Source organism: Mycobacterium seoulense (assembly GCF_010731595.1).
Lineage (GTDB): Bacteria > Actinomycetota > Actinomycetes > Mycobacteriales > Mycobacteriaceae > Mycobacterium > Mycobacterium seoulense.
Genome location: NZ_AP022582.1, coordinates 1,213,802 through 1,234,131, shown reverse-complemented (window position 1 = coordinate 1,234,131; position 20,330 = coordinate 1,213,802). Strand labels below are relative to the sequence as shown.

General features: G+C 72.6%; 7 protein-coding genes. 3 read left to right on the top strand and 4 right to left on the bottom strand.

What is annotated here, in order from left to right; translation table 11 throughout:
- The first annotated feature begins 48 nt into the window (after positions 1 to 48).
- Genes G6N37_RS05705 through G6N37_RS05695 form a run of 3 tightly spaced genes read left to right on the top strand, consistent with a single transcriptional unit; the run spans position 49 to position 3,332 of the window.
- Positions 49 to 777 (top strand): PAS and ANTAR domain-containing protein, encoded by a 729-nt coding sequence (locus G6N37_RS05705; protein WP_163677101.1) that lies wholly within the window; start codon positions 49 to 51, stop codon positions 775 to 777.
- 19 nt (positions 778 to 796) lie between these two features.
- Positions 797 to 2,569 carry an ABC-F family ATP-binding cassette domain-containing protein gene (locus G6N37_RS05700; protein WP_163677098.1) on the top strand — a complete coding sequence of 591 codons (1,773 nt, stop codon included), beginning with the start codon at positions 797 to 799 and terminating at the stop codon, positions 2,567 to 2,569.
- 7 nt (positions 2,570 to 2,576) lie between these two features.
- Entirely contained in the window at positions 2,577 to 3,332 is a 756-nt protein-coding gene (locus G6N37_RS05695; protein ID WP_163677095.1) for an SGNH/GDSL hydrolase family protein, read from the top strand.
- Positions 3,333 to 3,337: 5 nt separating this feature from the next.
- On the opposite strand, the gene G6N37_RS05690 is transcribed toward G6N37_RS05695, so the two are convergent.
- From G6N37_RS05690 to G6N37_RS05675, 4 genes are all read right to left on the bottom strand, one after another.
- A complete protein-coding gene (locus G6N37_RS05690) occupies positions 3,338 to 4,399 on the bottom strand; it encodes a type III polyketide synthase (protein ID WP_163677092.1) in 1,062 nt (353 codons plus the stop codon).
- Between the two features lie 127 nt (positions 4,400 to 4,526).
- A complete protein-coding gene (locus tag G6N37_RS05685; RefSeq protein WP_163677089.1) occupies positions 4,527 to 7,580 on the bottom strand; it encodes a type I polyketide synthase in 3,054 nt (1,017 codons plus the stop codon).
- A gap of 1 nt (position 7,581) precedes the next feature.
- The gene (locus G6N37_RS05680; RefSeq protein ID WP_372514649.1) at positions 7,582 to 13,983 is read right to left on the bottom strand and encodes an SDR family NAD(P)-dependent oxidoreductase; all 6,402 of its coding nucleotides are present in this window, start codon (positions 13,981 to 13,983) and stop codon (positions 7,582 to 7,584) included.
- Positions 13,928 to 20,299: a type I polyketide synthase gene (locus G6N37_RS05675; protein ID WP_163677084.1), complete on the bottom strand. Its 6,372-nt coding sequence runs from the start codon at positions 20,297 to 20,299 to the stop codon at positions 13,928 to 13,930. Before G6N37_RS05675 ends, G6N37_RS05680 begins: the two co-directional genes overlap by 56 nt.
- Between the last annotated feature and the right edge of the window lie 31 nt (positions 20,300 to 20,330).

Genomic DNA, 20,330 nt, shown 5'->3' with positions numbered 1-20,330 from the left:
GCATTGATATGCAGGGGACATAGTTACGGATCTGAAGGGCAACGCGCGATGACCGTGAACTTCGAAGACGAGGCCGTGCAGGGCCGCGACGGCGAGCCCGCCCGCGACGGTTCGGCGGACTCGGCGTGTGAGGCGTTCATGTCCGACGCCGTCGAAGAACGAGACCTCAGCGCGGTCGACGTGGTCCTGGGCCTCGGCGAGCCGCAGAGCGTCGGCCGGTTCCGGTTCTATCTGGACGGCCACCGTTGGGAGTGGTCGGCGGCGGTCGCCCGCATGCACGGGTATCGGCCGGGCCAGGTGGAGCCCACCACGGAATTGCTGCTCAAGCACAAGCATCCCGACGACCGCGAGCGCGTGGCGGCCGTCCTGGATCGCGTGATGCAGGGCAAGCCGTTCAGCAGCCGCCACCGCATCATCGACACCGGCGGGCGCACCCGCTGCGTCGTCGTCGCGGGCGACCGGATGGTCGACGACAGCGGCACTTTGATCGGGACGTCCGGTTTCTACGTCGACGTCACCGACTCGCTGCAGACCGACATCAACAACGTGCTGTCGGCGGTGGCCGACGCCCGCGCCCGAATCGAGCAGGCGAAGGGCGTGCTGATGGCCGCCTACGGCATCTCCGCCGAGCGGGCGTTCGACATCCTGGTGTGGCGCTCCCAGGAAACCAACCTCAAACTGCGCGACCTCGCCGGCCGCTTCCTGGACGCCCTGACCAGCAAGGCGTCGGCCGAGACGCAAAGCCAGGTGGACCGGGCGCTGCTGACCCTCGAATAGCGCCAGTAGGGTCGGGCCGGTGGCGCACCTATTGGGGGCCGAGGCCGTCCGACTCGAATACCCGACCCAACTGGTTTTCGACTCGGTCACCCTCGGCGTGAACGACGGCGCGCGCATCGGCATCGTCGGCCGCAACGGTGACGGCAAGTCCAGCCTGCTGCGCCTGCTGACCGGTCACCTGGCGCCCGACTCCGGCCGGGTAACCCGGCGCAGCGGCCTGCGGGTCGGCGCGCTGAGCCAGGCGGACACCCTGGACCCGGACCGCACGGTGGGCTGGACGCTGGTGGGCGAGGCGGCCGAACACCAATGGGCCGGTGACGCGCGCGTCCGCGACGTGGTCGCCGGCCTGGTGTCCGACATCGGTTGGGACGCAGCGATCGCCACGCTCAGCGGCGGTCAGCGCCGGCGGGTCCAGCTCGCGGAGTTGCTGGTCGGCGAGTGGGACGTCATCGCGCTCGACGAGCCCACCAACCACCTGGACATCGAGGGCATCACCTGGCTGGCCGAGCACCTCAAACAGCGCTGGGCGCGCAACACCGGCGGCCTGCTGCTGGTGACGCACGACCGCTGGTTCCTCGACGAGGTCGCCACCACGACGTGGGAGGTGCACGACGGGATCGTGGAGCCGTTCGAGGGCGGCTACGCGGCCTACGTGCTGCAGCGCGTCGAGCGGGACCGGATGGCCGCCGCCACCGAGGCCAAGCGGCAGAACCTGATGCGCAAGGAGCTGGCGTGGCTGCGGCGCGGCGCGCCCGCGCGCACCTCGAAGCCCAAGTTCCGCATCGAGGCGGCCAACCAGCTGATCGCCGACGTGCCGCCGCTGCGCGACACCGTCGAGCTGGCCAAGCTGGCGACGGCGCGGCTGGGCAAGGACGTCGTCGACCTGCTCGACGTGTCGGTGGCGTTTGACGGCCGCCCGGTGCTGCGCGACGTCGAGTGGCGGATCGCCCCGGGCGAACGCACCGGCATCGTCGGCGCCAACGGCGCCGGCAAGTCGACGCTGCTGGGGCTGATCGCCGGCACCGTCACGCCGGACACCGGACGGGTCAAGCGCGGCAAGACGGTTCGGCTCGCCGTGCTCGACCAGCAGGGCGACGCCCTGGCCGAGCTGATCGACGACCGGATCGCCGACGTGCTGGGCCGGCTGCGCGTCGGCTACGAAGTCGAAGGCCGCGAGGTGACGCCGGCCCAGCTGCTGGAGCGGCTCGGCTTCGGTCGCGGCCAGCTGTCCGCCCGGATCGGCGAACTCTCCGGCGGGCAGCGGCGGCGGCTGCAGCTGATGCTCACCCTGCTGTCCGAGCCCAACGTGTTGCTCCTCGACGAACCGACCAACGACGTCGACACCGACATGCTGACCGCCATGGAGGATCTGCTCGACTCGTGGGCGGGCACGCTGATCGTCGTCTCGCACGACCGGTACCTGCTCGAGCGGATCACCGACCAGCAGTACGCGATCCTCGACGGCCGGTTGCGGCACCTGCCCGGCGGCATCGACGAGTACCTGCGGCTGGCCGCCCGCCGGGCCGCCCCACCGGCCCCCGCGCCCGCCCCCGCCCCGGAGCCGGCGCTGTCGGGCGCCGAGCGCCGGGCCGCGGAGAAGGAGCTGGCCGGCATGGACCGCCAGCTTGCGCGCCTGGCCGACCGGATCGCGGCCAAACACCACGAACTGGCCGAGCACGACCAATCGGACCACATCGGCATCGCGCGGCTCACCCAGGAGCTGCGCGCGCTGGAAGACGAGGTCGCCTCGACCGAGAGTCGCTGGCTGGACCTGTCGGAGATCCTCGAATAATGCGACTGTGACTTCCGACTTCCCCGAAACGGTGGCATGCGTCGGCTCGAGCACCACCGCGGCCAAGGGAACCTATCGGTGGATCGCCGAACTGGAGGGCCGGCCGCGCAACGGGCGGTTCCGATTCCTGAATTTCGGCGTGGGTGGCGACCTGTCGTTCAACACCATTCGGCGGCTGCGCCGCGTGACGGCCAGCCGGCCCGACCGGGTGATCGTCCTGATCGGCACCAACGACATTCTGGCCAGCGTCTTTCCCAACTTCCGCAGGGTGGTGCGGGTGTGGAAGGGGCTGCCCGCCGAGCCGAGCGCGCCGCGGTTCGAGGAGACCCTGGCAATCATCACGCGCAGGTTGCGGCACGAGACCGACGCCCGGATCGCGCTGAGTTCCCTTGCGCCCGTGGGGGAAGACCCGCATTCCCGGCACGTCGTTCAGGCGCGGCTGAACCACGAATGCGCCGCCTACAACGACGCGATCCGGGCGGTGGCGTCGCGCGAGGGGACGGACTACATCGGGTTCTTCGAAGCCTTCCAGGACCAATTGGTCCGCGCCAACACCGCCAAGCCGTTCACCCGGTTCTCTTTCCCGTCGTTCTACCGCGACTATCTGATCCGGGAGGCGCTGCTGCGGCGCAGCTTCGACGAGATCTCCCGGATGAACGGATGGGAGTTTCACATCGACGGCATCCACCTGAACACCCGCGGCGGCCGAATTCTCACCGATGCCGTGCAAGGCTTCCTGGACTCCCCCGCGGGGGCGAGCTGACCGGCTCAGCGCCAGCGCAACAGCACGAGCTCGGAGCTGAACCCCGGGCCCAGCGCCACCATCAGCCCCGGGCTTCCGCCCGGCGGCGGCTTGGCGATGGTGTCGCGCAGGATGTGCAGCACCGACGCCGACGACAGGTTCGCGACCTCGCCCAGCGACCGCCAGGTCAGCTCGAGGGCATCGGGGGGCAGCTCGAGGCTGTTGGCGATCGCGTTGATGACTTTGGGGCCGCCGGGATGCGCCACCCAGGAGCCGATGTCGTCCTTCGTCAGGCCGTGGGGGCCCAGGATCCGGCTCACGTCGTCGGCCAGGTGGCGGTCGATGAGATTGGTCAGCTCCGGGGCCATCACCAGGTGCAGCCCGGCCGAGCTCACGTTCCAGGCCATGATGTGCAGCGAGTCGGCGTAGAGGCGGCTGCGGGAATCGACGATGTCGGGCCCGTCCGGGCTCAGCCGGTCGGCGCGACGGTCGCCGACGGCGACCACGGCGGCCGCGCCGTCGCCGAACATGGCGGTGCCCACCAGGCCGGATACGGTCGGCTTGACCGCCGGGAAGGTGAGCGAGCACAGCTCGACCGACACCAGCACCGCGACGCCGTCCGGCGCGCCGCGCAGGTAGTCGTGCAGCCGGCCCACTCCCGCCGCCCCGCCCGCGCAGCCCAGCCCGAACAGCGGCATCCGGCGCACATCCGGGCGCAGGCCGAGCCGCCCGGCGATCCGCGCGTCGAGCGACGGCACCGCGACGCCGGTCACCGTGGTGGTGGCGATCATGTCGATGTCCTCCGGCCGCAGGCCGGCCTCGTCGAGCGCGCCCAGCAGCGCTTCGCAGCCGAGGTCGACGGCGTGTTCGATGAAGATCTCGTTGGCCTCACCGAAATCGGTCAGCGACGGGTAGCGCTCGAGCGGCAGGACCAGGTGACGGCTGTTGACCTTGGCGGCGGCGTGCAACCGCCGGACGACCCCCTCGTGCTCTTTGAGAGCGGGGAATTCGACGAGCTGATCGGTGATTTCGGCCTGGCTGTAACGATGCGGCGGCAACGCTCCGAACAGACCCGCAATGACGCTCATGCCCCACCCTCTTGCTTGCATCCCAGCTCAAACGGGACTTGAGCCAATTCCTGAAGTGTAGGCCGATCCGAGTACTCCGGCAAAAACTCGGCGTATTCGACATGTGCCCAATTGCGTTGGGATTTCGTCATTTGGCGCCCTCGTCGTCCGTCGAGTGGAGCGCCATCGCGACCAACGCCTCGGGACTCAGCGAATCGATCATGTCGATTTCCGGTTCGGCGCCAGGGCTTTCCGCTTCACCGGTCAGTAACAGAAGCTTGTCGAGCAATCCGGTCCTGCGCAGCTCGGCGAGCGGAATCCTGCGCAGCGAAGACCACAACTTCTCCTCGTCGGATTCGCCGTCGTCGCCGCGGAACAGTTGCTGCCGCAGCAGATCGGCCAGGGCCGCGGGGGTGGGGTAGTCGAAGATCAGGGTGCGCGGCAGGGCCAGGCCGGTTGCCGTCGTGAGCCGGTTGCGCAGTTCGACGCCGGTCAGCGAGTCGAATCCGAGGTCGGCGAAGGCGCGGTCGCGGTCGATGGCACGGCCGCCCGGGTGCCCCGAGACGGCGGCGGCGTGCCCGCAGACCAGCTCGACCAGCCGCCGCAGTTGCTCCGCGGGGGGCAGGGCGTGCAACTGCTCGGCCAGGTCCGGGGCGCGGGTTGCCTTGGCGGGCAGTGTATCCCGTCCGCTTCCCAGCCAGAATCGTTGCCGCGCAAAGCCATACGTCGGCAGGTCGACCCGGCGCGCTCGCGAGCCGGTGAACACCGCAGGCCAGCTCACGCCCACCCCGGAGGTGAACAGCCGGCCGGCCGCCTGCAGCGTCGACTCGATCTCGGGACCGCCCTTGGGCATGGTGACCACCGAGACCGGCCGCTCGGTGGTCAGCGACTGATCCACCGCCGCGCTCAACCCACCGCCCGGGCCCACCTCGAGGAACGCCGTTACCCCCAGGGCCTCGGCGGCACGCACGCCGTCGAGGAACCGCACCGGCCGGCGCACATGGTCGACCCAATACCGCGCGGACCCGTACCCCGGGCCGGCCGGTTCGCCGGACACGTTGGAAATCAGGCAGATTCGCGGCTGCCGCGGTCCGACGTCGGCGACCCTCTGTGAGAACGCGTCGAGCATCGGTTCCATCAATGCCGAATGAAAGGCGTGCGAGACCGCCAACCGGTGCGTCCGCCGGCCGGCGCCCGCCAGGCGATCCACCGTTGCGCCCACCGCGGCGCGCTCACCGGACAGCACCACCGCGTTGGGGCCGTTGACCGCCGCGATGCCGACACCCGCGGTCAGCATCTGGGCCACCTCGGCCTCGGCGGCGCTGACCGCCACCATCACCCCGCCCGCCGGCAACCGGGCCATCAATTCGCCACGCGCCGCCACGACGCGCGCCGCGTCCGTCAGCGACAACACGCCCGCCACACACGCCGCCGAGATCTCCCCCACCGAATGGCCCAGCACCACGTCGGGTGTCACACCCCACGATTGCCACAGCGCGGCCAGGGCCACCTCGAGCACGAACAGCGCCGGCTGCGCGAACTCGGTGTCCCGCAACGACTCCGCGTCGTCGCCCCACATCACGTCGCGCACCGGCGCCCGCAGGTGGGCGTCCACCGCGGCCGCGGCCTCGTCGAAGGCGTGCGCGAAGGCCGGGAACCGGTGATGGAGCTCGCGGCCCATCCCGGGCCATTGCGAGCCCTGGCCGGGGAACACGAAGGCCGTCTTGCCCGCCGGGCCGGCGCGGCCGACCACCGCACCGGGCGCCGGCTCCCCGGCCGCCACGCCGGCCAGGCCGCGCGTCAGCGCCTCGCGATCGCCGCCCACGACGACCGCCCGATGGTCGAACACCGAGCGCGTCGTCACCAACGACCACCCGACGTCCGCCGGGGTCACCCCCGGGTCGGCCGCCCACGCCGCCAGGCGGCGCGCCTGGTTGGCCAGCGCCTGCTCGGATCGGGCCGACAGCACCCACGCCACCGGCCGGTCGGGCGCGTCCGCGGGCGTATCCGGTTGCGCGGGAGCTTGTTCCACGACGACGTGCGCGTTGGTGCCGCCCATGCCGAACGACGACACCCCGGCGCGGCGCGGTCGGTCGGCCACCGGCCACGGCAGCGCGGCGGTGTTGACCCGCAGCCCCAGGCGCTCGAGTTCGGGATCGGCGCCGGCGTGGTTGAGGCTCGGCGGGATCACCGGATGCGTCAGCGCGAGCACGGCCTTGAGCAGGCCCGCGATTCCCGCGGCGCCGCCGGCGTGGCCGATGTTGGTCTTCACCGAACCCACGTTCAGCGGGCGCCCGCGCGCACCGAACACCTCGCCCAGCGCACTGGCCTCCGCGTCGTCGCCGACCTTGGTGCCGGTGCCGTGGGCCTCGATGAAGTCGATGTCGCCGCTGCCCAGGCCGGCGGCGGCGAGTGCCCGCCTGATCACGTCGGCCTCCCCGGAAACCGAGGGCACCGTCTGGCCCGCGGCGCTGTGCCCGGCGTTGCCCACGGCGCTGCCCCGGATCACCGCGTGGATGCGGTCCCCATCCCGCAGGGCCGCGGGCAACGGCTTGAGCAGCACCAGTCCCCCGCCCTCGCCCCGCACGTAGCCGTCCGCGCGTCGATCGAACGCGTGGGTGTGACCCGATGTCGACAGCGCGCCGAATTCGCGTTCCAGCATCGCGGTTTCGTCGGCCAGGTTGAGGTGGACCCCGCCGGCGATCGCCAGCGCCGACTCGCCCGTACGCAGGCTCTCGCAGGCGAGGTGCACCGCGGTCAGCGACGACGACTGCCCGGAGTCGACGGTCATGCTGGGCCCGTGCAACCCGAACGCATACGAGATCCGGTTGGCGATCATCCCCCGGCTGATCCCGGCGAACGAGTGGTGGTCCAGGTTGTCGGCGATGTCGCGCAGCGTCAGCACGGCGTAGTCGTCGGCCATAGCACCGACGTACACCGAAATCGCCTCGCCGCGCATCGTTTCCGGCGCCACGAAGGCGTCTTCGAATGCCTCCCAGGCCAGTTCGAGCGCCAGCCGTTGGCGGGGGTCCATCGCGCACGCCTCGCGCGGCGAGACGTGGAAGAAGTCGGCGTCGAACTCGGCGACGTCGCCGGGCAGCCGCGTCGCCTCGCGACCGTCGCGGAGGACCTCCCAGAACTCGCGCGGATTTTCCGCGCCGGGGAATCGGCAGGCGAGACCGATGATCGCGACGTCCGTCATGCTAGGGGCCGATCTCCTCGTCGAGGATGGCGAAGAGCTGGCTTTCGGTGGCGGTGGCGATGTCGTCGTCGAACAGGTCGTCGGCGGGCTCCGAATAGGGCACCTGCCCGGGGCCGGTCAGGCTGTTCAGCAGGCCTTCCAGCCGGGTGACGAGCTGCGCTTTGTCACCGGGACTCCAGTCGCCTTGGCCGAGCAGCGCCTGCAGTTCGCGGGCCACGTCGTTGAAGCGGGCCAACCGGTCGGGCGGCTCGCCGGTGGTCCCGGTGGTCAGCTGCCCGTCGAGATGCTCGGCCAGCGCCGCGGGCGTGGGGTGATCGAAGATCAGCGTCGGCGAAAGGGTCAGTCCCGTCGCGATCTTGAGCCTGTTGCGCAGCTCCACGGCGGTCAGCGAGTCGAAGCCGAGATCGGCGAAGGCGTGCTCGGGGTTGACGTCCGCGGTGCTGTGCCCCAACACCGTGGCGGCGTTGTCGCAGACCAGCTCGACCAGCTCGCGGCGACGCTGCTCGGGGCCCAGGCCCTCCAGCCGGGCCCGCAGGCCCGTCAGCGACACCATGTCGGTGGGGTCGAGCACCCGCCGCGCCGGCCGAGATGCCAACTGGCTCAACAGCGGCGGCAGCGCGGCGCCGGCGTGCGCCAGCGCGGCGGTATCGAGCCGGGTGGCCACGACGACCGGCGGCTCGGCCAGCAGCGCGGCGTCGAGCAGGCCGAGCGCCTGCCGGGTGGGCAGCGCGGCGAGCCCGGCGCGGCTCATCCGGGCCTTGTCGCGGTCGCCGAGGTGCTCGGTCATGGCCGACGCCTGCTCCCACATCCCCCAGGCGATGGACAAGCCGGGCAACCGGTGGGCGCGGCGGTACGCCGCCAGCGCGTCGAGGAAGCTGTTGGCGGCCGCGTAGTTGCCCTGCCCCGGGGCGCCGACGATCCCCGCCATCGAGGAAAACATCACGAATGCCGCGAGATCTTGCTCCCGGGTCAGCTCGTGCAGGTGCCACGCCCCGTCGACCTTGGACCGCAGCACCGTGTCGATGCGCTCCGGCGTCAGCGACGCAATCATCGCGTCGTCCAGCGCGCCCGCGGCATGGAAGACCGCGCGCAGCGGGAGATGCGCCGGGACCCGCGCCAGCAGCCCGGCCACGGCGTCCCGGTCGCCGACGTCGCAGGCCACCACCGACACCTGGGCCCCGGCGTCGCGCAGTTCGGCGACCAGACCGGACATCCCGTCGGCCCGCTCACCGCTGCGGCTGACCAGCATGACGTGCGGCACCCGGTAACGCTCGACCAGGTGGCGAGCCACCGCCGAACCCGCCATGCCGGTCCCGCCGGTGATCAGTGCGGTGCCGCCGGCCAGCCCGGCGGGCCCGTCGGGCATGGTCAGCACGACCTTGCCGATGTGGCGGGCCTGGCTGACGAAGCGGTAAGCGTCTGCGGCGCGCCGCACGTCAAAGGCCTTGACCGGCAGCGGCGTCAGCACCCCGGCGGCGAACAACCGCATCAGCTCGGCCAGCATCTCGGCGATGCGGTCGGGTCCGGCCTCCATCAGATCGAACGCGCGGTAGCCGATACCGGATGCGGCGAGGACCGCCGGGTCGCGTAGGTCCGTCTTACCCATCTCGATGAATCGCCCGCCGGGGGCCAACAACCGCAGCGAGGCGTCGGTGAACTCGCCGGCCAGCGAGTTGAGCACGACGTCCATTCCGGCACCGCCCGTGACGATGGAGAACTCGTCCTCGAAGTCCAGCGTTCGCGAATCCGCGATGTGCTTGTCGTCAAAACCCATGGCGCGCAGGGTGTCCCACTTGCCGCGGCTGGCGGTCGCGAAAACCTCGGCGCCCCAGTGCCGGGCCAGCTGCACGGCCGCCATGCCCACCCCGCCCGCGGCGGCGTGCACCAGCACCCGCTCACCGGCCCGCAAGCCGCCCAGGACCGACAACCCGTAATACGCGGTCAGAAACACCACCGGCACTCCCGCGGCCTCGGCGAACGACCAGCCCGGCGGAACCCGCGTCACCAGCCGCCGATCGACGGCCGCCTCGGACCCGGTCAGGCCCAAGATTCCCATGACCGCGTCACCGACGGCCAGATCCGTTACACCGGGGCCGATCTCGGTCACCAGCCCGGCGCCTTCGGCGCCCAACTGCGCGGCGCCCGGATACATCCCCAGCGCCACCAACACGTCGCGGAAGTTCACCCCGGCCGCCGCCACCGCCACCCGCGCCTGGCCGTCCGCCAGTTCCGCGGGCGGGCCGGACTGCACCGCCAGGTCCTCCAGCGTCCCGGCCGCACCGGCGGCCAGCCGCCAGACCGACGGCGCCTCGGGCACCCGCAACACCGGGTGCGCCGTGAGCGGCTTCAACCGGGCGCCGTAGGCGACCCCCTCGCGCACCGCCACTTGCGGCTCACCACAGCCGAGCACGGAACCGAGGTCCAGGGATCCGTCGGAGTCGACCAGCACCGCCTGGCCCGGATGCTCGGCCTGCGCCGAGCGCACCAGCCCCCACACCGCCGCGCCGGCCAGGTCCGACACGTCTTCGCCCGGCAGCGCGACGGCGCCATGGGTCAGGATCACCAACGGCCCGGCCCCATCACCGCGGGACTGCAGGACACGCAACGCCTCATGGGTGGCGGCGTACACCGATCCGACCACCCCCGACGCATGCAGCGGCGGCCGCCACACCTCGGGGGCCGCGCCGGTGCCGTTGTCGGGCAACCGAACCGGCGACCAGACCGCCTCCAGCAACTCGCCGCCCCCGGATCGCGCCGCCGCGGCCGCCGACAGCTGCGCGGCCGAGACCGGACGCGTCGCCAACTCCCGGACCGACAGCACCGGCAGGCCCGAGGGATCGGCGAGTTCGACCGACACGCCGCCCTTGCCGACCGGCGCAAGCCGCACCCGGACCCGCGACGCCCCGGCCGCATGCAGACACACCCCCTGCCAGGAGAACGGCAGGACGGTCTCGGCCCCCTGGTCGGCCACCCCCAGGGCATGCAAGGCCGCGTCCAGCACCACCGGATGAATCCCGAAGCCGCCCACCGTCACGCCGGCCTGCTGCGGGGCCTCCACCTCGGCGAAGATCTCGGCACCACGCCGCCACACCTGGCGCAGACCCCGGAAGGCGGGGCCGTACCCGTAGCCGCGCGCGGCCAAATCATCGTAGGCGCCGGTCACGTCGACCGCCGTGGCGCCGACCGGCGGCCACACCGAAAGGTCGGCAGCCGGCGCGGGCGAGCCTTCGCTCAGCACACCCTGGGCATGCGCCGTCCACTGCGACCCGGCCTGCGAATACACCGCCGCCGAACGGGTTCCGCTCTCGTCGGGGGCATCCACCACCACCTGCACCCGTACCGCGCCCGCGGCCGGCAGCGGCAACGGGGCCGACAGCATCAGCTCCTCGATCACCGGACAGCCCACCTCGTCGCCGGCCCGCAGCATCAGCTCCACGAACCCCGCGCCGGGGAACAACACCGTCTCGGTCACCGCGTGATCGGCCAGCCAGGGCTGGGCCGCCGTCGACAGCCGGCCCGTCAGGACCACGCCGCCCGAATCGGGCCGCTCGACGACCGCGCCCAGCAGCGCATGCCCGGCCGCCGCCAACCCCAGGCCGGCGGTGTCGCGGGCGCCCACCGACTCGGTCGGAAGCCAAAACCTGCGCCGCTGAAAGGCATACGTCGGCAGGTCGACCCGGTGGGCGGGCAGGCCGGCGTACACCGCGGCCCAATTCACGTCGGCGCCGGCCACGAACAGCTGCCCCGCCGCCAGCAGCAGCGCCTCGATCTCGGGGCGGTCCTTGGGCATCGACACCGCCGCGACGGCCGGCTCGGCCGCCAGGGACTGTTCCACCGCCGCCGTCAGCGCCGCGCCCGGGCCCACCTCCAAAAACGTGCCGGCGCCCAGTGATTCGGCCCCGCGCACACCGTCGACGAACCGCACCGGGCGGCGCACGTGCTCGACCCAATAGTCGGCGGATCCGTATCCCGGCCCGGCCAGTTGCCCGGTCACGTTGGACACCAGGTCGATTCGCGGCGCGCCGGGTGACACTCCGGCCACCACCGCGGCGAACTCCTCGATGATGGGTTCCATCAGCGGCGAGTGGAACGCGTGCGAGACGGCCAGCTGCCGCACCCGCCTGCCGCGCTCGGTCAGCCGATCCGCCACACTCGTCACCGCGGCCCGTTCGCCGGACAGCACCACCGCTTCGGGGCCGTTGACCGCCGCAATGCTCACGTCGCCGTTCAGCAGCGGCGCGACCTCGGCCTCGGTGGCGGTCACCGCCACCATCACCCCGCCGGCCGGCAGTGCGGCCATCAACCGGCCGCGGGCCGCCACCACCCGCGCCGCGTCCGGCAGCGACAACACGCCGGCGACGCAGGCCGCGGCGATCTCCCCCACCGAATGGCCGATCACCACGTCGGGTGTCACGCCCCAGGACCGCCACAGGGCAGCCAGTGCGATCTCCAGCACGAACAACGCCGACTGGGCGAATTCCGTGCTCTGCAACAGCTCCGGGTCGCTGCCCCACATCACGTCGCGCAGCGGCAGCCGCGCGTGGGCGTCCACCGCCGCCACGGCCTCGTCGAAGGCCTCGGCGAACACCGGGAAGCGCCCGTGCAGGTCCCGTCCCATCCCGAGCCGCTGCGAACCCTGGCCGGGAAACACGAACGCGCGCTTACCGACGGCGCGGGTGCGCCCGACCGCCACGCCCGGGCCGGGCCGTCCGGCCGCCACGCCCGCCAGCCCGGCGGCCAGGGTGTCGCGGTCGGCGCCCACCAGCACCGCGCGGTGTTCCAGGGCCGCCCGGGTGGTGGCCAGCGACCAGCCCACGTCCACGGCCCGCAGGCCCGGCTCGGCGTCCAGCCGGGCCGACAGCCGCGCGGCCTGGGCGGCCAGCGCGTCGGCCGACCGGGCCGACACCACCCAGGCCACCACGGGATCCGGTGGATCACCTTGCACTGCAACGGTTTCCGGCTCATCCGGGGGCTGCTCGACGATCACGTGGGCGTTCGTGCCGCTGATCCCGAACGACGACACCCCCGCCAGGCGGCGGCCGTCCCGCGCCGGCCACGGCCGGGGTTCGGTCAGCAGCGACACCGCGCCCGCCGACCAATCCACGTGCGGTGACGGCACGTCCACGTGCAGCGTCTTGGGCATCACCCCGTGCCGCATGGCCTGCACCATCTTGATCACCCCGGCCACTCCGGCCGCGGCCGAGGTGTGACCGATGTTGGACTTGATCGACCCCAGCCACAGCGGCCGGTCCGCCGGCCGGTCCTGCCCGTACGTCGACAGCAGGGCCTGGGCCTCGATCGGGTCACCCAAAACCGTTCCCGTGCCGTGGCCTTCGACCACGTCGACGTCCGCGGTGGTCAAACCGGCGTTGGCCAGCGCGGCGCGGATCACCCGCTGCTGGGACGGCCCGTTGGGCGCGGTCAGGCCGTTGGAGGCGCCGTCCTGGTTCACCGCGGTGGCCCGCAGCACCGCGAGCACCGGATGCCCGAGCCGCCGCGCGTCCGCCAGCCGCTCCAGCACCAGGACGCCGGCACCCTCCGACCACGACGTGCCGTCCGCCGCACCCGCGTACACCTTGCACCGGCCGTCCGGGGCCAGCGCCCGCTGCCGGCTGAACTCCACGAACGCGGCCGGGGTCGCCATCACGGTCACGCCGCCGGCCAGCGCCAGGTCGCACTCCCCGGAGCGCAGCGACTGCGCCGCCAGATGCATCGCCACCAACGACGACGAACACGCCGTATCCACCGACACCGCTGGGCCTTCCAGGCCCAGCACGTAGGACACCCGGCCCGAGGCCACGCTGAGGGTCGAACCGGTCAGCCCGTACCCCTCCAGCTCGCCCTTCACCTCGCCGCCGTAGCCGGCGTGGATGACACCGGCGAACACCCCGGTCGCCGAGCCGCGCAGCGCCAGTGGGTCAATTCCCGCCCGCTCCAACGCTTCCCACGAAATCTCCAGCATCAGCCGCTGCTGGGGATCCATCGCCAGGGCCTCACTGGGCCCGACCCCGAAGAATCCGGCGTCGAAGTCCGCCGCGTCGCGCAGAAAGCTGCCCTGGCGGGTGTACATCTTGCCCGCCGCGTCGGGATCCGGGTCGTAGAGCCCCTCAACATCCCAGCCGCGGTCCGACGGGAAGTCGGATACCGCGTCACGGCCGTCATTCACCAAGTCCCACAAGGATTCCGGGGAATCCACCCCGCCCGCGTAGCGGCACGCCATGCCGACCACCGCGATCGGTTCGGATAGCTGGCCTTCCAGCTCCGAGACGCGTCGGCGCGCCCGCCTGAGATCGGCCGTCAGGCGTTTCAGGTAGTCGACGTGCTGCGAGGTATCCGGCATCGCGGTCTCAGCGGCCGAGTTCTTCGTCGAGGATGGCAAAGAGTTGGCTTTCGGTGGCGGCATCGAGGTCGGAGTCCAGGCCTTCGGTGTCGGGGTGATCGTCAGGGGCCAGGGTGGCGAGCAGGGTGTGCAGGCGGGCCCGCAGCGCCGATCTGTCGCCCGCGGCCCAAGTGGGCCGGCTGAGCAGTGCCTGCAGTTCGCGGGTGATGTCGGTGAAGCGCGCCATCAGGTCCGGCTGGTCGTCCGGCCCCGCGCCGGCCAGTTGGGTGTCCAGGTGCCCGGCCAGCACCGCGGGGGTCGGATAGTCGAAGATCAGCGTGGGCGAAAGCGTCAGCCCGGTGGCGGTTTTCAGCCGGTTGCGCAGCTCGACGGCGGTGAGGGAATCGAAGCCCAGGTCCTGGAATGCGCGGCCGGCGTTGATGTCGGCGGGATTCGGCAGCCCCAGCACGGTGGCCGCATTGCCGCAGACCAGGTCGACCAGTTCACGCTGCCGCGCCTCGGGGGTCAGGCCGTGCAGCCGCGCCGTCAGGCCGGTCATCAGGGCGGTCGTATCGGCGTCGTCGATGACGCGCCGGGTGGTACGGGCGCCCAGCTCGCTCAACAGCGGGGGCAGCCCGGCGGCGTTGTCGGACAAGGCGACCCGGTCCAGGCGGGCGGCCATCAGCACCGGGGCCTCGGTCAGCATGGCGGCATCGAACGACTCGAGTGCCTGCTCGGTCGACAGCGGCGCGATCCCGATCCGGCTCATCCGGGCCTTGTCACGCTCGCCGAGGTGGGCCGTCATCGCCGAGGCCTGCTCCCACAGGCCCCAGGCCAGCGAAAGACCCGGCAGCCCGCGCGCACGCCGATACGCGGCCAGCCCGTCGAGGAAACTGTTGGCCGCCGCGTAGTTGGCCTGGCCGGGGGTGCCCACGATGCCGGCCATCGACGAAAACACCACGAACGCCGACAAATCCAGCTCCCGCGTCAGCTCGTGCAGGTGCCACGCCCCGTCGACCTTGGCCCGCAACACCGCGTCCAGCCGCTCCGGCGTCAACGACAAGACCAGCCCGTCATCGAGGATGCCGGCCGCGTGCACCACTCCGCGCAGCGGATACTGCCGCGGTATCTGCGCCAGCATCGCCGCGACCGCGTCGCGGTCCGCGGCATCGCAGGCCACCACCGACACGCCGGCGCCGGCCTCCTGCAGGCGCTCCACCAACTCGGCGACCCCCGCCGCCCCGGCGCCGGCGCGGCTGGCCAGGACCACGTGGGCCACCCGGTAGCGCTCGACGAGGTGGCGGGCCAGCGCCGAACCCGCCATGCCGGTGCCGCCGGTGATCACCACGCTGCCGCCGGCCAGCCCGCCGCACCCACTGAGCACCGCGCCGGGCCCGGTCGGAACGGTCAGCGCGACCTTGCCGATGTGGCGGGCCTGGCTGACGAACCGGTAGGCCGCCGAGGCGCAGCGGACGTCAAACGTCTTGAGCGGCAGCGGCTCCAGGGCCCCGTCCCGCAGCAATTGCACGATCTGGGCCAGCATCGCCGCCGTGCGGTCGGCGCCGGCCTCCATCAGGTCGAAGGCGCGATACTGCGCGCCCCGGTACCGTTCGGCGACGACGTCCGGATCGCGGACGTCGGTCTTGCCCATCTCGATGAAACGCCCGCCGGGAGCCAGCAGCCGCAGCGACGCGTCGGTGAAGTCACCGGCCAGCGAATTGAGCACCACGTCTACCCCGGCCCCGCCGGTCGCCGACGTGAACTTCTCCTCGAAGTCCAGCGTCCGCGAATCACCGATGTGGTCGTCGTCGAATCCCATCGCGCGCAAGGTGTCCCACTTGCCGCGACTCGCCGTGGCGAACACCTCCGCGCCCCAATGGCGCGCCAGCTGAACCGCGGCCATGCCCACCCCGCCGGTGGCGGCGTGCACCAGCACCCGCTCGCCGGGGCGCAACCCCGCCAGCACCGACAACCCGTAGAGCGCGGTGAGGAACACCACCGGCACCCCCGCGGCCGTCACCAGCGACCAGCCCTCCGGCACCGGTGTCACCAGGCGCTGATCCACCACCGCTTCGGCACCGACGACGCCGAGCAGCCCCATCACCGCATCGCCGACCGCCAGCCCGGTCACCCCGGGGCCGACCTCGACGACCACGCCGGCGCCCTCGGCCCCCAATTGGCCGCCGCCGGGATACATGCCCAGGGCGACCAGCACGTCGCGGAAGTTCACCCCGACCGCGGCCACGGCCACCCGGACCTGCCCGGCCTCCAGTTCGGGCCGCGGGCACGGGCTCACCACCAGGTCCTCCAGCGTGCCCCCGCCGCCGGCATCCAGCCGCCACCCCCCGGGCGGAAGCCGGAGCACCGAACCCCGTCGTAACGGCCGCATCCGGGCCGCGTAGGCCACGCCCGCGCGGACGGCCAACTGCGGCTCGCCGCACCCGATCACGGCCCGCGCGTCGAGCGATCCGTCGGAGTCGATCAACACCACCCGGCCGGGATGCTCGGCCTGGGCGGAGCGCACCAGGCCCCACACCGCCGCGCCGGCCAGGTCGGTGACGTCCTCACCGGCGAGCGCGACCGCGCCCCGGGTCTGCACCACCAACACCGGCGACCCGGCATCGCCCAAGCAGGTTTGCAGCACGCCCAGCGCCTCGGTGGTCGCCGCGTGCACCGATCGCGCGGCGTCACCGGCGTGCGCAACCGGCTCCCACACCGTGGCATCCGCACTGAAGCCGTTGCCCGTCAACGCGATTGGCGACCACGCCACCTCGAACAGTCCCTCGGCGGGTGCGGCCGCGAGGGACAACTGCTCGGCTGAAACGGGGCGCATCGCCAGCGAGCGCACCGACAACACCGGCAGACCGGAGCCGTCGGCCAATTCCACCGAGACCGCCCCGGCGCCCGCGGGCGCTATCCGGACCCGCGCCCGCGACGCGCCCGCCGCGTGCAACGACACCCCCTGCCAGGAGAACGGCAGCACGGTCTGGGTCTGCTCGGCGGCGACACCGATCGCGTGCAGCGCCGCGTCCAGCAGCACCGGGTGGATGCCGAACCCGCCGTCCTGCGCGCCGGCGTCGTCCGGCAGGGCGACGTCGGCGAAGATCTCGTCGCCCCGCCGCCACATCGCGCGCAGGCCGCGGAATGCCCGGCCATACTCGTAGCCCCGCTCCGCCAGCCGCGCGTAGGCGTCGCCCACCTCCACCGGCGTCGCCCCCACCGGCGGCCACACCGACATGTCGGCGGCCGGCGCGACCGCAGCCGCGCCCAACAGGCCCTGGGCGTGCAGCACCCACTCCGACTGCGCGCCGGCCGAATACACCGACACCCCGCGCCGGCCCGACTCGGCGGCGGCACCGACCACCACCTGCACCTGCACACCGTCCGCGGCCGGCAGCACCAACGGCGCCGACAACGTCAGCTCCTCGAGGACGGCGCAGCCGACCTCGTCACCGGCGCGGACGGCCAGTTCCACAAATCCCGCACCGGGGAACAACACCGTGCCGCCCACCGCGTGGTCGGCCAGCCACGGCTGGGCGGCCGTGGACAGCCGGCCCGTCAGCACCACCCCACCGGAATCGGGCCGCGCCACCACCGCACCCAGCAGCGCGTGTTGCGCGCCCGCCAGCCCCAGGGTGGCCACGTCGCCCGACCCGGTGGCGCCGCCGGGCAGCCAAAACCGCTGCCGCGCGAAGCCATACGTCGGTAAGTCCACGCGCCGCCCGCCCAGCCCGGCGATGGCGGCGCGCCAGTCCACCGCCACGCCGGCCACGTGGGCCTGACCGGCCGAAAGCCAAAACCGTTGCAGGGAACCGTCATCGCGGCCCAGGGACGGGACCACGATCGCATCGTGGCCGCAGTCGGCCAGCGTCTCCTCGACGGCGGCGAGCAGCACGGGGTGCGGGCTGGATTCGACGAACACGCCATAGCCGGCGCCGCACGCGTTGCGCACCGCCCGTTCGAACTGCACCGTTTGCCGGATGCTGCGATACCAGTAGTCGGCGTCCAGGCCCGCGGTGTCCAGGAGTTCGCCGGTCACCGTGGAGAACAACGCGACCGAGGACGACCGCGGCTCGATCCCGGCCAGCGCCTCGGCCAGCGCCGCGCGGATGGCGTCGACGTGCCGGGAATGGGAGGCATAGTCGACGTCGATCCGGCGGGCGCGGACGTCGTCGGCCTCGCAGCGCCGCATCAGCCCGTCGAGCGCCGCCACCTCGCCGGACACCACCACCGCCGAAACGCCGTTGACGGCGGCGATGTTCAACCGATCGCCCCACTCGGCGATCAGTTCTTCGGCCCTGGCCTGGCCGCAGGCCAGCGACACCATGCCGCCCGCACCCGACAGCCCCACCAGCAGCCGGCTCCGCAGCGCCACCACCCTGGCGGCGTCCTCCAGCGAAAGAGCCCCCGCGACGTACGCCGCCGCGATCTCCCCCTGCGAATGACCGATCACCGCGTCGGGGACCACGCCGAGCGAGCGCCACAACTCGGCCAGGGACACCATGACCGCCCACAGGGCCGGCTGCACCACGTCGACCCGGTCCAGCCCCGGCGCCCCGGGCGTCCCGCGGATGACGTCGAGCAGCGACCAGTCCACGTGTTCGGCGAGCGCCTTCTCGCAGCGCTGCAGGTGCTCGGCGAAAATCACTGAACGGTCGAGCAATTCGGCTCCCATGCCGACCCATTGGGAGCCCTGGCCGGGGAACACGAACACCGTCTTGCCCACCGGTTGCGCCCGGCCCACCACCGCGCCCGCTCCCGGCGCGCCGACGGCCACTTCGGCCAACCTCGCCAGCAGGCGCTCGCGGTCGCCGCCGACCAGCACGGCCCGGTGCTCGAACAGTGAACGCGTCGAAACCAGCGACCAGGCCACGTCGACCATGCGCAGGCCCGGGTCGTCGCTCACCCGCGCCAGCAGCCGCGACGCCTGGTTGGCCAGCGCGTCGGCCGACCGGGCCGACAGCACCCATGGCGCCGGCGCGTCATCGCCGGCGGGCGCGGGGCTTTCGGTCTCCTGCGGTGACTGCTCGACGATGACGTGCGCGTTGGTGCCGCTGATCCCGAAGGACGACACCCCGGCGCGACGCGGCCGGTCCTCCGTCGGCCATGGCCGCGCCTCGGTCAGCAGCGACACCGCGCCCGCCGACCAATCCACGTGTGGCGTGGGCACATCCACGTGCAACGTCTTCGGCATCACCCCGTGCCGGATCGCCTGCACCATCTTGATCACCCCGCCGGCGCCGGCCGCCGCCGAGGTGTGGCCCATGTTGGACTTGATCGACCCCAGCCACAGCGGCCGGTCGGCCGGCCGGTCCTGCCCGTAGGTCGCCAGAACCGCTTGCGCCTCGATCGGATCCCCGAGGGTGGTGCCGGTCCCGTGACCCTCCACCAGATCGACGTCCGCGCTGCTCAGCCGCGCGTCGGCCAGCGCGGCCCGGATCACCCGCTGCTGCGAGGGCCCGTTGGGCGTCGCCAGCCCGTTCGAGGCGCCGTCCTGATTGACCGCCGAGCCGCGCAGCAACGCCAGCACTCGATGGCCGAGCCGGCGCGCGTCGGACAGCCGTTCCAGCACCAGCACGCCGACGCCCTCGGAGAAGCCGGTGCCGTCGGCGGCACCCGCATAGGCCTTGCACCGCCCGTCGGCGGCCAGCGCCCGCTGCCGGCTGAACTCGACGAACATCGCCGGGGTGGCCATCACCGTCACGCCGCCGGCCAGCGCCAGGTCGCACTCGCCGGCGCGCAGCGACCGCGCCGCCAGGTGCAGGGCCACCAGCGACGACGAACACGCCGTATCCACCGAGACGGCCGGGCCCTCCAGGCCCAGCGAGTAGGCCACCCGGCCCGACGCCACGCTCAACGTCGACCCGCGCAAGCCGTAGCGCTCCAGGTGCCCCGGCACCCGGCCCTGGCCCCCATACGAGCCGTGGAAGATCCCGGCGAACACGCCCGTCGCCGAGCCGCGCAACTCGGCGGGGTCGATCCCGGCCCGCTCCAACGCCTCCCAGGACACCTCCAGCAGCAGGCGTTGCTGCGGGTCCATCGCCAGCGCCTCGCTGGGCGCGATGCCGAAGAACGCGGCGTCGAAGTCGGCCACGTCGGCCAGGAAGCCGCCGCACCGGGCATAGGACTTCCCCACCGCGTCGGGGTCGGGATCGAACAGCCCCGCCAGGTTCCAGCCCCGGTCCGCCGGGAAGTCCGAGACCACGTCGCGGCCCTCGACCACCATCTGCCACAGGGCTTCCGGGGAATCCACACCCCCCGGATAGCGGCAAGCCATCCCGACCACCGCCACGGGTTCGGTTGCCGCGGTGAGGTATTCGCGGGCCTCCCGCTTCAGCCGCTCGTTGTCCTTCAGCGCCGCACGGAGGGCCTGGACGAGTTCTTCGGAGGTGCCGGTCATGAAGCGCGACCTGGGCGGGGAAGCGGGGTCG

Excerpts from the sequence above, each read along its gene's own strand:
- G6N37_RS05705 (WP_163677101.1), top strand. The coding sequence starts at position 49 with ATGACCGTGAACTTCGAAGACGAGGCCGTGCAGGGCCGCGACGGCGAG.
- G6N37_RS05690 (WP_163677092.1), bottom strand. The coding sequence starts at position 4,399 with ATGAGCGTCATTGCGGGTCTGTTCGGAGCGTTGCCGCCGCATCGTTAC.
- G6N37_RS05685 (WP_163677089.1), bottom strand. The coding sequence starts at position 7,580 with ATGACGGACGTCGCGATCATCGGTCTCGCCTGCCGATTCCCCGGCGCG.
- G6N37_RS05680 (WP_372514649.1), bottom strand. The coding sequence starts at position 13,983 with ATGCCGCCACCGAAAGCCAACTCTTTGCCATCCTCGACGAAGAACTCG.
- G6N37_RS05675 (WP_163677084.1), bottom strand. The coding sequence starts at position 20,299 with ATGACCGGCACCTCCGAAGAACTCGTCCAGGCCCTCCGTGCGGCGCTG.